The following is a 13,236-nucleotide window of genomic DNA, read 5'->3' as shown; positions in this document are numbered from 1 at the left end:
CTATCTCTGGAAAGGCTTTTTTGTTGTGATAATATTTTTCACATTTAGACAAATTTCGTCAAGTTATTTGATATACTTATGTTCGAAGGCCGCATCTAAGGGGGTAAATGAATGAAGGTGTTTGTTGCGAGACAGCCTATCTTCAACAGAAACGAACAGGTTGTTGCTTATGAACTTCTTTACCGGGAGAGCGAAGAGAACCGTTATTCGGCCGCGGACGGAGATAAAGCTACGACGGATCTCATTATTAACAGCTTTATCAACATCGGAATCGAAAAGCTGACTGAGGGGAAACGCTGCTTTGTGAATTTTACAGAAAGCCTGATGTTTTCAGATCTCCCTACCTCCTTTGATCCTGACCAGCTTATTATCGAAATTCTTGAGGACATACCGATCACTCCGGCGCTCATCTCAAGATGCAGACAGCTGAAGAAATTAGGATATACATTAGCACTTGATGATTTTTACGCCATCAATCCGGAAAATGAAGAGTTAGTGGAACAGCTGATGAAATATATTGATATTTTAAAAATCGACTTTTTGCAATCCTCGCGTCTGGAGCGCAAAAAAATCATTCAGACGTACAGCTGTAAAAGTCTGATTTATTTAGCGGAGAAAGTGGAGACGAGAAAAGATTATAAACAGGCGGCCATAGACGGCTTTCACCTGTTTCAAGGATATTTTTTCAGTGAACCGCGTGTCATCAGCGGAAATGATCTGACGTTTCATTTTCATTCTTACTACCAGCTTTTAAGCGAATTAAACAATGACCAGCCTAATATACAGCGCGTGACGGAATACATAGAGCGTGACGTCAGCTTATCGTATCAGATTCTGCGTTTTTTAAACGGATCGCAAACAAGGCTGAAAAAAAAGATAGACAGCATCCAGCAGGCCATCATGATGCTCGGGCTGAATGAGATTAAGCGCTTGATTTACATTCTTTCATTCAGAGATTTAACGGCGAAAAGCCACTCAAGCCAAAAAGAAATCATTAAGATTTCCTTAATCAGGGCCAAACTGTGCGAACTGCTGGCGAAAAGAACCGGAAGGCCCCAGCCCTCTTCTTACATGCTGATCGGCATGTTTTCGCTCATCGATACGCTTCTCCACAGGGAACTGGAGGATATCATCAAAGAACTGCCTTTAATCGATGAAGTCGGACAGGCGCTGCTCGGTTATGAAAACGATTATTATAAGATGCTCGCGCTCGTCAAAGCCATTGAATGCAACAACTGGGACTGTGACGAGTGGGGAAAAGAACTGAACAAAGAAGAAGCGTATGAATGTTACTTACAGGCGATCGAATGGTGCCGGCAGCTGATCGATTGAGCCGCTTTAAGCCGACCATCTGAGGGCGATGATAAACCGGCTTTGCTCTCTGATCAGACTGACACGGATGCCGTCGGGATTATACGTCACGTCAAAGTCATTTTTGATGCCGGTCTGCTTAATGAGCCGCTTGACCGCTGCGGTGTCAGATGATTGCGCTGCGGTGAGGATGCTGCGCGCAAGCTCTTTTGACGCCGACAGCCGCGCAAGGAGCAGGCGCGCATCCTCCAGCATGCCCGCAGCTTCTTTTGCGGACGCTGTCAAAATATCTGCGTGAACCGGGGCACTGGGCGCTGGATGCCGGTATGGCGCGGCGAAAACAGGGCAGCATGGATACACATAATGCATACGGCGGCCTCCTTCCTGAGAAAACATTCGTTATACATGAGTATAGGCGGCGTGATAATGAGTTATGACATGCAAAAAGACCACAATGCGGGGGTTGCGGTCTTTTCGGTGTTTGTCGGTGGTTATGCGACGCTGTTCGCCCATTCTGTTTTGAAATTGTGACGGCAGGGACTATAGTCCCTGCCGGTTTGTCGGAAAACCGTTGAAAAAACAGCAGAACCGTCAGATTGGTCTGCTTTATCCTAAACGTCTGCCTTTGTGGTAGTCATATAGTCCTGTTCGCTAAATGCCCTGTTCGGGACTATGGAATTACCATGGTTTGCGGTGTCACGCAGATACTTTTACACATACTTTTCGGTGAAAAATCCCGCAAAAACGTTTACACTATTAGTAACAGATCAAATACCTAGGACTCGTTCACCATACACAATTCATTGATCTTTCAAAAAAAGGAGTGTGGAAACGGTGGAAAACAAATTAGAAGAAGTAAAGCAATTATTATTCCGACTTGAAAATGATATCAGAGAAACAACCGACTCATTACGAAACATTAACAAAAGCATTGATCAGCTCGATAAATTCTCATATGCAATGAAAATTTCTTAAAAAGACTTGGAAACAAGTCTTTTTTTTGTGCATTTTTTATCCATTTCATGGATAAAGTATTATACGATTGTTAAAAAACGAAAAACCTGCTGTCTTTCATCACCTGCATTTAGTAAAATAGAATGGGAGGGTGAAGACAATTATTGAGCAAATGTGTTTAGATGCCGAAACGATTAAAGAGAAGATGAAGGAAATTGTGGCGCACAATATATGCAATACTAACTTGAAAATGTACCTTCTAAAATTTATTGCATCAAAAGATTCATTTGGATTTGCTGAATTGGCATATCAACATTACAAGGCGTTCAATGGCAGAGACACAGAGGCGATTTTAAAGTTAGCCGCAGGTATAGAATTATTAGTCCTGTCATATGACATTTATGATGATTTAGAAGATAATGATAATCTGAAAATGGAATGGATGAAAACAGGTCTCCCCATTACGCTGAATACTGTAACGGCCCTCTATACATTAAGTATACAGGTTATGAATCAGGTTAGTGAAAATCCGGATTTTCTTAAGCAAATATTAAACTTTGCTTTGAGTTCAATTGAGGGCCAGCAAGATGATATTTTGAATGCACCGCAAACTGAAGAAGAGTGCTTGAAAATGATTAAGAATAAATCGGGCTCTTTAACTGCAATGCCTTGCGTTATGGGAGCGATGCTGGCGACAGGAAAGTTAAACCCAATCGTTCAATCATATTCATATGAACTCGGTATAATATCCCAGATTGATAATGATTATCAAGGTTTGTTTTACTTAAATAATGATTTTGTTCAACGCAAAAATACACTTGCTTATTTATACTTAAAAAAGAGATTCAATAAAGCTTCTGAAGAAATCTTACAATGGTATGAAAACCCGGAGTTATTCAAAACCTTAAAGACTCGAGACATAAAAAAGAAATTAATTGAAGCAGGTGTAACCCAATACTTATTGGTTTTGAAACATTTGTCGTTAAAAAAATTAAAAAGTAAGATATTTGAATTGGAGATAGAAAGAAATAAAACGGAAGCTTTATTAAATGCGATTGTTAATTTAGAGGAGGATGAAAAATAATGCAGGAAATTGTAGGATACTTAACCAAAAATCCAGAAGTTTTAAATAAAGTGATTGAAGGAAATGCTAGTCTGATCGGAGTTAGCCAGGATCAAACAGATTGTGTTATAAATGCGTTTAAGGGTATAGATGTTATTTCTTTCGGCGGTGATTGGAAATATTGAGGATGATATAAATGAAGTCCAAGTACAATAAGATTTCAGTTGTCTTAATTCTGCTTACATTGGTATATGTCATTTATCTGACTTATATAAGCACAAATAATCTTTTAGTCGGCGCCACCATTTCTGAAAATAAACAGGGCGAAATTAAAATAAAAGATGTAGAAGATTTTACAATGGCATATTACGCCGGAGTGCAAAAGGGAGATATAGTAAAGAATATTAACGGCCAAAATGTAAAGTCAATTAATATTCAAATGAATAAGCTGAAAAATGTAAACTCGATGGTCGTTGATAGAAACGGTCATGATATTGAGATTAAGCTCAATTTATTTAATGATAGGAACTTCAGTACTTACTTAATACCGATAATTTTTTATGTAGTATGTTTATTTTGCTGCTTCTTCATCATCAAGATAAATGAAGAAAAAAACTTGAAATCTGCTTTGGTGCTAATTGTATTTCTTTTGTCTGCTTCAATCGCATATATCAGTGCTGGAGGATCGGCAAAAGGCGATTTGCTTAGCAGATGCATCATGTTGTTAACATTAATAACTGTACCTTTAAATTATCTTCTGTTTCTTTATCATTACTTTAAAGAATTAGGTACTGTGCTTTTCAGCAAAAAAGTTTTCGCTTTGTATTTATTTCCAACTATAAATATATTATTTGAATTATTTCGGTCGCGATTATCTTTTGGTGATTTTATTCCAAAATTTAATTTGATTTCGTTTTTTCTTCTTTTTTTGGTTGTAGCATATTACTTTATTGTTATTTTGAGAAGAAACAAAGATACTGACCAGGCACATATTATAAAGGTGCTTGTGGTTATAAATATATTGGCATTTTCGCCTTTTTTATGTCTGTATCTTATACCGTATGTATTTTTTAATGATTATTATGTCTCTTCTTTCTTAACAGCATCATTTATGCTGCTGATACCTTTTTCACTTGTATATCAATTCATGTCGAATAAAATATATAACGTTGATTTTATCTTAAGTAAGTTAAAATATTACGGCTTTTTAGCGTTAACCCCAACTATAATTCTGGTTACGACAATTGAGTTATTACGTGAGCCGGAAGAAAATTTTTACAATCTTAAACTGACATTTTTAATTTATATTTTAATGTTAGCTGTTTTTTATTATAAAGAAATACTCGATTTCCGGTTTAAATTAAAAAGGGTCTCTGAAAGATTCAATTACCAAGACAGTATTTATAAGTTTACCCAATTAATCAGAAACTCGTCTTCTTTAAATCAGGTTTTTGGAGAATTAAAAACCACCATTCTCGAAGTCACTCTTACAAGTAAAGTGTATATATTTGAAGTTACGTATGATGGGAATGTAAAGGCATTTGACGAAAGAGATTCAAGTTTGATAGATGATTATCAAGTGCTTTTAAATAGTGTTACTGTTGAAATAGGAAAAATAACGGAGTTTAATCAAGGTTTCGCAATGAAAGTAGGAGAACGGGGAGATAGATCATTCGTTGTTCTCTGTTTGTCTAAGATGAATACGCCCCGTTTATCACGTGAAGAAATTTCTTGGTTAAAAACATTATCTTTTTACGTTAATGTTTCAATAGAAAACGTGATGAAAATTGAAGAACTTATGAATCACCTTGAAGATTTAAAGAAACAGGAGACAAACCCGGTCTGGCTCAAAAAGCTGATGTTTACGATCGAGGAAAAGCAGCGTTCGGATTTGGCCCGTGATCTGCATGATTCAGTGCTGCAGGATTTGATTTCTTTGAAGCGCCAGTGTGAGCTGTTTCTGGCCGATTTTAAGAAAGAGGAGCCTTGCCAGTTAGAGGTGCAGGACAAGCTTCATCAGATGAATGAGCAGATGTCGGATGTCATTTTGATGACCCGGGAGACGTGCCATGAGCTTCGGCCTCAGCTGCTGTATGATTTGGGTCTGGTCAAGGCGGTATCCAAGCTTGCCGCGCAGCAGCAGGAGCGTGCGCCGTTTCATATCCGTCTGAATACGGGCCGGTTTACGGCGGCGCTGGATTTGGATACGCAGCTGAATTTGTACCGCATTATTCAGGAATTTCTTTCGAACGCCATGAAGCATTCACAGGCGAATGAGGTGCTGATTATGCTGATCAGCATTCAAAATAAAGTGATTCTGCATTATGAAGACGACGGTGTCGGCTGCAATCAGGAAGAAGGCGGCGGACAGTCGATGAGCATGGGTCTTTCGGGTATTAAGGAGCGCGTCCGTGCGCTTGACGGACGGATGAAAATCGACACAAGTGAAGGAAACGGTTTTAAAGCGGATATTGAAATGGAATTGTAACCATTTTATCACCAAATCGACTTGGCAGAAGCCAAGTCTTTTTAATAAAATGGAAATGAGTGAGTAAAAGGGAGGAAACCATGAAAAAGATACTAGTGATTGATGATCATCCGGCTGTCATGGAGGGCACCAAGACGATTCTGGAAACGGACACGAATCTTTCTGTCGATTGCCTCAGTCCTGATGCCAGTGAACAATTCGTTCTCCGGCATGATTTTTCAGCTTACGATCTCATATTAATGGATTTAAATCTGGGTGATGACATCAGCGGCATCGAGCTTTCCAAGAAAATCTTAAAAGAGAATCCTCTCTGTAAAATCATTGTCTACACAGGCTATGAGGTTGAAGATTATTTTGAAGAATCATCCGCGCGGGCCTGCATGGCGCCATCAGCAAAACCGAATCTAAAGAGAAAATCATGCAATACATATATCACGTGCTCAACGGACAGATTTTAGTTGATTTCTCCTATTTCAAACAGCTGATGACCCAGCAAAAAACAAAAACGTCTTCTTCCCCTCAAAGTGAGCAGGATCGGTTAACCCCGAGAGAGCGCCATATTCTCCAAGAGGTCGAAAAAGGTTTGACCAATCAGGAAATCGCAGATGCGCTTCACTTAAGCAAGCGGTCGATTGAATACAGCCTGACATCCATTTTTAATAAGCTGAATGTCGGCTCCCGAACTGAAGCGGTGCTGATCGCCAAGTCAGATAACGTACTATAAATCTTGAAGGGAGAATGACCTATGAATCTGAACAATACATTGCTCGGCGCACTCGGTATTGAAATCACTGAAAACACGCCGGAGAGATGCGTGGCGGTGATGCCGGTGGATAAGAGGACGGTGCAGCCTTTCGGATATCTGCATGGGGGTGCATCAGCAGCGCTGGCGGAGACTGCTGCAAGTGTCGGGGCCCAGCATTTTATCGACCGGTCGAAACAGGCGTGTGTCGGGCTTGAGATTAATGCCAATCATTTAAAGTCCGTGAAAGAGGGCGGAACGGTCACGGCGATAGCGGAACCCGTTCACACAGGCAGGGCAACCATTGTGTACGGGATTAACATTTTCGATGAACGAGAAAGGCTGATCTGTGTTTCCCGCTGTACGCTGGCTGTTATAACAAAATAAACAAACAGCCGGAACCCTGAATCGTCCGGCTGTTTGTTTTTACAAATATGAATCTTCTTTTCGTTTGATCACAAAGTTTCTGATCCCTTTGTAATCATCCTGAACGCTTCTTTTATCAAGCGCCGCTCCCGAATTGTACGCGGCCCTGCATATGAGGTGCGCTCCGACCGGCGCCGTCAGCAGGATAAAAATGATGCCGAGCAGTATTTTTACAGAAATTTCTCCGGTCAGCATCCACAAGTAGCCTAACACCCCGAGCAATACCAAATTAACGCCGAGTGTCGAGCCTTTTGAAGAGGCGTGGGCGCGCGTATACACATCAGGAAGCCTGAGTGTGCCGAAAGACGCGACCAGGCAGATCAGCGATCCCATCAGAATACAAACGGCGACGGCCCATTTAACGATTTCGATCATTTTCGATAATCTCTCCTTTCTCCAAAAACTTAGCAAAGGCAATCGTGCCGATAAACGATAAAATGCCGAGCAGCAGAATGATGTCCAAAAAGGCCGATGTGTTTAAGAGAATGGATACAAGCGCGGTCATGGCAATCAGATTAATGCCGATTCCATCAAGCGCGACGACCCGGTCCGGTATCGTTGGCCCTTTCATGACGCGAATGACGTACAGAAGAGTCGAAACCGCCATAATGCCGAGTGATAATTGCAGAATAAACGTAAACATCAGCGGCTCACCTCCTGAATGGCTTTCTCAAAAGAGACGCGGATGTCGTGGATCGCTTTCTCCGCATCTTCAATATCCATGGCGTGTATATAGAGAATCGACCGGTCATCGGAGATATCCATCACGAGCGTACCCGGTGTTAAAGTGATTAACAGCGAGAGCAGCGTGATCTCCCAATCCTCCGTCAATTCCGTCTTAAACGCGAAAATGCCCGGGCGGATGTTCAGTTTCGGCGCTATAACGGTTTTCAGCACGCTGACATTGGCCAAATATAGTTCCTTTATAAAGATCAGCACCAGTCTGATGACTGACCATATTTTCCAAATGTAAAACGGCCGCGAGAAGAAGCGCCGGAAAAAAAACAGCGCCGCCAAGCCTGCGATAAATCCGGTTATAAAACCCGCCGTGCTGAGGCTGTTTGTGAGAAACATCCAGCAAACAGCGAGAAGAACGTTTAATAATAGTTGAAAAGCCATGCCATCTACTCCTTCAAAACAGCTTCAATGTATTTTTCCGGATTCAGCAGATTCTCAGCCGTCTGATTGACATACGGTGAAACCCATTCGGTTCCGAGCCCGAACAGAAGCGACAAAAGGAGAAAAGCGGCTGCCGGATAAAGAAGTCCTTTTGCGGACCGTCCGCCTGCGCCGGGGATTTCTTTTTCTTCGCCCCAAAAAGCCGTCGTAAAAACCTTCAGCACCGAATAGAGCACAAGCAGGCTTGATACAAGAATCAATACGGAAAACAATGTTTCCCCCTTATCGAACCCGCCTTCCGCGATCTTCAGCTTGCCCACAAATCCGCTGAACGGCGGGATGCCGGCCAAAGATATGGCTGAAATAAAGAACATCCATCCTAAAACGGGATAACGGGTGATCAGTCCGCCCATTTTATGCAGGCTGGCAGTGCCTGTCAATGCGATAAGCGTGCCGGCAAGCATAAACAGCGCTCCTTTAATCAGCATATCGTGAATCAAGTAATAAACCGCTCCTTGAATGGAGGCCGGCGTGTTCATGGCAATGCCGAACAAAATCACGCCGACGGCTGTAATAATATTGTAGATGACGATTTTCATGACATCCGAAAAGGCGATAGATCCGATTACGCCGAATAGCACCGTCAGCATCGCAAGCCACATCATCAATTGGTGGGTAAAGCCCGTATCGTGAATAAAGATCAGGGTGAATACTCTTAAAATGGCATACAGGCCGACTTTCGTCAAAAGAGACCCGAATAAAGCCGAAATTGCAGCCGGCGGGGCGTAATAAGAGCCCGGCATCCAGAAATACAGCGGGAATATCCCGCCCTTTAAACCGAAAACGACGAGAAGAAGGACGCCGATCACGGTTATCAGCCCGGTCTGGCCCGATTCGCTTATTTTTACGCTTAGATCAGCCATATTCAGCGTGCCCGTCACCGCATATAAGTAACCGACGCCGATGACAAAAAACGCGGATGACACAATGTTAAACACGATATACTTCAATGATTCTCTTAATTGAATTTTCGTTCCGCCAAGCACGATCAGCATGTAGGACGCGATAAGCAGAAGCTCAAAAAAGACGTACATGTTGAACAGGTCACCCGTCAAAAACGCTCCGCTTACGCCGGCCAGAAGAAACTGCACCCCTGAATAATAGAAAGCGCGCTCCCTTTTTTCTCCGATGGAGCGGAAGGAGTACAGGGTGACGAGCAGCCCGATTATGGCGGTTGTCAAAACAAGCAGTGCGGCAAGCTGATCCGCGGCGAGCACAATGCCGTACGGCGCTTTCCAGCCGCCGAGTGTCAGCGTCTGAATCCCGTGTGTGAAAACCGTCTGAACGAGAGCGGCGCTGATGACGATGGAGACACAGGAAGCGGCAGTGCTGAATATCCGCATCAGCAACACGTGCCTGTTCATAAAAATCAGCAGCACTGCGGCAAGCAGCGGCACCAGAATAGGCAATATCACAAAGTTATTCATGTTGATCATTTCCCCTCATTCGATCCATATCGTCCGTTTTCAGTTCCTGATAAGCGCGAAACGCCATCACAAGCAGGAAGGACGTGACGCCGAACGAAATAACGATCGCCGTCAGTATGAGTGCCTGCGGCAGCGGATCGACAAAGGACGTGCTTTTTCCGCCCAGTATGGGGGGAGCGCCTTTTTTCAGTCCGCCCATGGTCAGGAGCAGCAAATGGACGCCGTGGCTCAAAAGCGCGGTGCCGATAATCACGCGCAGCAGACTTTTAGAAAGCAGCAGGTAGGTTGCCGCCATAAACAAAATACCGGCAATGACAGACATTAAGATTTCCACTATTCTTCCTCTCCAATCGTTTGAATAATGGTCATCGTCACGCCGACAACAACGAGATACACACCTAAATCAAACAAAGTGGCCGTCGCAAGCTCCGTATTCCCGAGCACCGGGAGATGAAAATGGCCGAATGTATGGGTGAGGAAGGGCGCTCCGAATAAGAACGAACCTGCACCCGTTGCAATCGCGATAAGCAGACCCGCGCCCGCCACATAAATAAAATTGACGGGCAAAATCGATTTGACGGTTTTTAAATCAAAGGCCAAAAGCAGCAGCACGATGGCCGAAGACGTAATCAGTCCGCCGACAAATCCTCCGCCGGGGGCGTTATGCCCCGATAAAAATAAATAGAAAGAGAAAAGCAGAATGATAAAAGATACAAGCTTCGTTGCCGTCTGAAGGATGATGTCGTTTGTTTTTGGCTGTCTCAACGCTTTTCTCCCTCCTCTGTTACTTTTGTTCTGATCATGCCGTAAATCCCGAGTGCGGCAATCGACAGCACCGTGATTTCAAACATCGTGTCAAATCCCCTGAAATCAACGAGGATGACGTTGACGATATTGTTTCCTCCCCCAAGCTTATGGCTGTAAGCGGTGAAAAAGGAGGAGATGCTGTCTTTTGTTTTTTCGCTGGAAGACGCGATTCCGAGCATTGTCACGATGACGCCGACACCGAGAGAAATGATAAAATTCGTCATCCGGAATGTTCTTGTCTTCTTTTTCCGCCGCATTTTCGGCAGATGGTAAAAACAAAGAAGAAACAAGGCGACGGATATCGTCTCAATGACGAGCTGCGTGAGCGCCAGATCGGGCGCTCTGAAAATCACGAAAAACAGCGCGAGTGTGTACCCGACAACACCGAGTGAGATAATGGCCGTCAGCCGTGATTTGGCGAACACAGTCGCAATCGTTGCGCTCACCATAACGAGGGACAGCACGATTTCATACAGGCCGATCTCAGCCATTCCTTTCGCTGTCATGGAAAAGCCGCCTTTCATGACGAACGCCGCTCCGATGAGAATGATAAACGACGCAAAGATATACAGCAGATAATCCCGCAAAAATCCGGTCATATAAGATGACGTCAGCTGGTAAGATCTTTTTTCCATACTGCCCGTCACCGCATCGTAAAGCTTGTTCAGCGTCAGTTTTTTCGGAAACAGACCGTACAGACGCTCCCATTTAGACAGCGTTACGTAACCGATCGTGCCGACAATGATGATGCCGAGGGTCATCATTACCTCAGCCGTCACCCCGTGCCACTGGGAAATATGGACATGGAATGTATCTCCGCCGGTTAACAGAGCGGGATAAATGGAGTTCATCGCCGGTTCAATCAGGCTGTAAGACAAAACGTTCGGGGCAAAAAACAGACTGACGGCGCAAGCGGCAAGAATCACCGGCGAAATCAGCATGCCGAGCGGAGCTTCATGCGGCGTCTTTTCAAGCTGATCCGTTTTGCGCGCGCCTCGGAACGTTCTGAAAAACAGCTTCATGCTGTAGATGAAAGTGAAGACGCTCCCGATCCATGCGAGAACGGGGAACAGCACGCCCCACGTATCCAGGCTGAAAATATCTGCATGAGCAATCCGCAGCATACTTGTAAAGAACATTTCTTTACTTAAAAAGCCGTTAAACGGAGGGAGACCGGCCATGGAAAACGTTCCGATCAGTGAAACGGTGAACGTTACCGGCATGAGCGCCATCAGGCCGCCGAGCCTGCGGATATCCCGCGTTCCCGTTTCATGGTCGATAATGCCGGCCGCCATGAATAAACTTCCTTTAAAAGTAGCATGGTTAATTAAGTGAAACACAGCCGCGGTGACAGCCGCCGTAAAATACTCTGAATGCTCATAATGAAGCGCGGCGGCTCCTGCGCCGAGCATCGATACAATCATACCGAGCTGGCTGACTGTGGAAAATGCCAGAATCGCTTTTAAATCGGTTTGTTTAATCGCATTAAAGGAAGCCCATACCATCGTGATCAGACCGACTGAGGCAACCGTCCAAAACCAGACGGGTGAAAAAGCAAAAACCGGACTGAATCTGGCAATCAGATAAATACCCGCTTTCACCATTGTAGCCGAGTGCAGATAGGCGCTGACAGGAGTCGGCGCCTCCATGGCATCAGGAAGCCAGATATAAAACGGAAACTGCGCTGATTTCGTAAAGGCCCCCAATAACAGGAGAACCATCGCCGGAATAAAGAACGGGTGGCCTGCGATAATATGCACCTGGTTGACCATTTCCCTGATACTGAAAGAATCCGTCATCAGATACAGCAGGATAAAGCCGCCGAGCATGCACAGCCCGCCGCCGACGGTAATCAGCAGTGATTTTTCCGCCCCGTAGCGTGATTTCTTCCGCTTATGCCAATACCCGATTAATAAGAAGGATGACAGGCTTGTCAGCTCCCAGAACATATAAAGCACGATGACGTTATCGACGAGCACAACGCCGAGCATCGCGCCCATAAACATCAGCAGGTACACATAAAAAGGGCCGAGCTTTTCTTTGTCCTTCGATAAGTAAAAAATACTGTAAAGCGTCACCAAAGAGCCGATGCCCGTAATCAATAAAGCGAATAACAGCCCGAGTCCGTCAATATAAACGGTATAGTTAATACCGAGGGACGGAATCCATTCGGCCGCATACCGGACGGTTTCTCCAGCCATTGTGACAGGGAGCTTGCTGATAAAGTAAACAAACAGCACAACGGGCACTATCAGCACAAACCAGCCTGTATGGACTTGTTTTACCCGTTTATAAAGAAAGGGAACGATAAATGCAAATAAAAAAGGCGCCAAAATCGCGAAATGTAACAGTTGCAACAGAAGACCTCCTTTGCTTGTTTTTTCATCAAGCAACTGCTTTATGTAAGAATGAATCAATCAATTCACGGTCATAGGACCCAGTACAAATTATATCGCACTTTTTTTTACCCTGCTACGGCATAATGTATTCCTCTTTGTATTTTTGTGGTCTTTTGAACCCAAAATAAATTTATCAAATATCCGGATCTTTGTATATACATTTCTTTTTCAGATCAAGCTTTACAAAAGGAGCTGGTCAGATGAAGAGAAAGGCGGCGGCCTGTATTGGAATATTTTGTTCTATTATTGCAGGAACATTCATAGTTGATGATTTCTGCAAAACGCGGCAGCAGACGGAAACAGATGATTGGGAGCATTTTTTTCTCGGTGCGGAATACGCAGAAGACAAGCTGAGTGCGGCTGAATCAATGCAAACGCCGTTTCAGCCGCGTGAGTATATCAGAATCGTATATAGATGAAAAGAGTTCCGGCACCAGGGT

Annotated in this window: 15 protein-coding genes and 1 pseudogene; 8 read left to right on the top strand and 8 right to left on the bottom strand. The window is 43.9% G+C overall.

Annotated features, from left to right (window positions below; translation table 11 throughout):
* The first annotated feature begins 111 nt into the window (after positions 1 to 111).
* Complete coding sequence (locus tag AC2CGA_RS07050; protein WP_003152038.1) at positions 112 to 1,332, top strand: EAL and HDOD domain-containing protein; 1,221 nt, start codon at positions 112 to 114, stop codon at positions 1,330 to 1,332.
* A 6-nt stretch (positions 1,333 to 1,338) separates the two neighbouring features.
* Here the strand turns inward: AC2CGA_RS07050 and AC2CGA_RS07045 are convergent, their stop codons facing one another.
* Positions 1,339 to 1,680 carry a YuzC family spore coat inner layer protein gene (locus AC2CGA_RS07045; protein ID WP_014305721.1) on the bottom strand — a complete coding sequence of 114 codons (342 nt, stop codon included), beginning with the start codon at positions 1,678 to 1,680 and terminating at the stop codon, positions 1,339 to 1,341.
* 465 nt (positions 1,681 to 2,145) lie between these two features.
* Here AC2CGA_RS07045 and degQ point away from each other — a divergent pair, with 465 nt between their 5' ends.
* The 6 genes and pseudogenes from degQ to AC2CGA_RS07015 all read left to right on the top strand — a co-directional run bounded on the left by degQ (position 2,146) and on the right by AC2CGA_RS07015 (position 6,945).
* A complete protein-coding gene (gene degQ, locus AC2CGA_RS07040; RefSeq protein WP_003152043.1) occupies positions 2,146 to 2,286 on the top strand; it encodes a degradation enzyme regulation protein DegQ in 141 nt (46 codons plus the stop codon).
* A 151-nt stretch (positions 2,287 to 2,437) separates the two neighbouring features.
* Positions 2,438 to 3,349, top strand: a complete 912-nt coding sequence (locus tag AC2CGA_RS07035) for a polyprenyl synthetase family protein (RefSeq protein ID WP_014305720.1) — start codon at positions 2,438 to 2,440, stop codon at positions 3,347 to 3,349.
* Entirely contained in the window at positions 3,349 to 3,513 is a 165-nt protein-coding gene (comX, locus tag AC2CGA_RS07030) for a competence pheromone ComX (protein ID WP_007613432.1), read from the top strand. The genes AC2CGA_RS07035 and comX overlap by 1 nt, the downstream gene beginning before the upstream one ends.
* Before the next feature lie 11 nt (positions 3,514 to 3,524).
* Positions 3,525 to 5,816 (top strand): sensor histidine kinase, encoded by a 2,292-nt coding sequence (locus AC2CGA_RS07025; protein WP_014305719.1) that lies wholly within the window; start codon positions 3,525 to 3,527, stop codon positions 5,814 to 5,816.
* Between the two features lie 80 nt (positions 5,817 to 5,896).
* A pseudogene (gene comA / locus AC2CGA_RS07020) lies at positions 5,897 to 6,540 on the top strand (two-component system response regulator ComA).
* A 21-nt stretch (positions 6,541 to 6,561) separates the two neighbouring features.
* Complete coding sequence (locus AC2CGA_RS07015) at positions 6,562 to 6,945, top strand: hotdog fold thioesterase (protein ID WP_003152054.1); 384 nt, start codon at positions 6,562 to 6,564, stop codon at positions 6,943 to 6,945.
* A gap of 39 nt (positions 6,946 to 6,984) precedes the next feature.
* On the opposite strand, the gene mnhG is transcribed toward AC2CGA_RS07015, so the two are convergent.
* Genes mnhG through AC2CGA_RS06980 form a run of 7 tightly spaced genes read right to left on the bottom strand, consistent with a single transcriptional unit; the run spans position 6,985 to position 12,754 of the window.
* On the bottom strand, positions 6,985 to 7,359 hold the full coding sequence (gene mnhG, locus AC2CGA_RS07010; protein WP_003152056.1) for a monovalent cation/H(+) antiporter subunit G: 375 nt from the start codon (positions 7,357 to 7,359) through the stop codon (positions 6,985 to 6,987).
* Complete coding sequence (locus AC2CGA_RS07005; RefSeq protein ID WP_003152057.1) at positions 7,343 to 7,627, bottom strand: Na(+)/H(+) antiporter subunit F1; 285 nt, start codon at positions 7,625 to 7,627, stop codon at positions 7,343 to 7,345. Before AC2CGA_RS07005 ends, mnhG begins: the two co-directional genes overlap by 17 nt.
* Entirely contained in the window at positions 7,627 to 8,103 is a 477-nt protein-coding gene (locus tag AC2CGA_RS07000) for a Na+/H+ antiporter subunit E (protein WP_003152059.1), read from the bottom strand. Before AC2CGA_RS07000 ends, AC2CGA_RS07005 begins: the two co-directional genes overlap by 1 nt.
* A 5-nt stretch (positions 8,104 to 8,108) precedes the next feature.
* Positions 8,109 to 9,590: a Na+/H+ antiporter subunit D gene (locus tag AC2CGA_RS06995; protein ID WP_117614673.1), complete on the bottom strand. Its 1,482-nt coding sequence runs from the start codon at positions 9,588 to 9,590 to the stop codon at positions 8,109 to 8,111.
* Entirely contained in the window at positions 9,583 to 9,924 is a 342-nt protein-coding gene (locus AC2CGA_RS06990) for a Na(+)/H(+) antiporter subunit C (RefSeq protein ID WP_003152063.1), read from the bottom strand. The genes AC2CGA_RS06995 and AC2CGA_RS06990 overlap by 8 nt, the downstream gene beginning before the upstream one ends.
* Positions 9,924 to 10,355: a Na(+)/H(+) antiporter subunit B gene (locus AC2CGA_RS06985; protein ID WP_003152066.1), complete on the bottom strand. Its 432-nt coding sequence runs from the start codon at positions 10,353 to 10,355 to the stop codon at positions 9,924 to 9,926. The genes AC2CGA_RS06990 and AC2CGA_RS06985 overlap by 1 nt, the downstream gene beginning before the upstream one ends.
* On the bottom strand, positions 10,352 to 12,754 hold the full coding sequence (locus AC2CGA_RS06980) for a Na+/H+ antiporter subunit A (protein ID WP_015387786.1): 2,403 nt from the start codon (positions 12,752 to 12,754) through the stop codon (positions 10,352 to 10,354). The genes AC2CGA_RS06985 and AC2CGA_RS06980 overlap by 4 nt, the downstream gene beginning before the upstream one ends.
* 242 nt (positions 12,755 to 12,996) lie before the next feature.
* On the opposite strand from AC2CGA_RS06980, the gene AC2CGA_RS06975 reads away from it, so the two are divergent.
* Positions 12,997 to 13,215, top strand: a complete 219-nt coding sequence (locus AC2CGA_RS06975; protein ID WP_046560009.1) for a hypothetical protein — start codon at positions 12,997 to 12,999, stop codon at positions 13,213 to 13,215.
* The last annotated feature ends 21 nt before the right edge of the window (positions 13,216 to 13,236 follow it).

It is taken from the genome of Bacillus sp. SYZHCR11 (assembly GCF_057196865.1).
This window is presented reverse-complemented; position numbering and strand designations above follow the sequence as displayed.

Excerpts from the sequence above, each read along its gene's own strand:
- AC2CGA_RS07045 (WP_014305721.1), bottom strand. The coding sequence starts at position 1,680 with ATGCATTATGTGTATCCATGCTGCCCTGTTTTCGCCGCGCCATACCGG.
- AC2CGA_RS07025 (WP_014305719.1), top strand. The coding sequence starts at position 3,525 with ATGAAGTCCAAGTACAATAAGATTTCAGTTGTCTTAATTCTGCTTACA.
- AC2CGA_RS07050 (WP_003152038.1), top strand. The coding sequence starts at position 112 with ATGAAGGTGTTTGTTGCGAGACAGCCTATCTTCAACAGAAACGAACAG.
- AC2CGA_RS07035 (WP_014305720.1), top strand. The coding sequence starts at position 2,438 with ATGTGTTTAGATGCCGAAACGATTAAAGAGAAGATGAAGGAAATTGTG.
- AC2CGA_RS07005 (WP_003152057.1), bottom strand. The coding sequence starts at position 7,627 with ATGTTTACGTTTATTCTGCAATTATCACTCGGCATTATGGCGGTTTCG.
- AC2CGA_RS06975 (WP_046560009.1), top strand. The coding sequence starts at position 12,997 with ATGAAGAGAAAGGCGGCGGCCTGTATTGGAATATTTTGTTCTATTATT.
- AC2CGA_RS06995 (WP_117614673.1), bottom strand. The coding sequence starts at position 9,590 with ATGAATAACTTTGTGATATTGCCTATTCTGGTGCCGCTGCTTGCCGCA.
- mnhG (WP_003152056.1), bottom strand. The coding sequence starts at position 7,359 with ATGATCGAAATCGTTAAATGGGCCGTCGCCGTTTGTATTCTGATGGGA.
- AC2CGA_RS07015 (WP_003152054.1), top strand. The coding sequence starts at position 6,562 with ATGAATCTGAACAATACATTGCTCGGCGCACTCGGTATTGAAATCACT.
- AC2CGA_RS07000 (WP_003152059.1), bottom strand. The coding sequence starts at position 8,103 with ATGGCTTTTCAACTATTATTAAACGTTCTTCTCGCTGTTTGCTGGATG.
- comX (WP_007613432.1), top strand. The coding sequence starts at position 3,349 with ATGCAGGAAATTGTAGGATACTTAACCAAAAATCCAGAAGTTTTAAAT.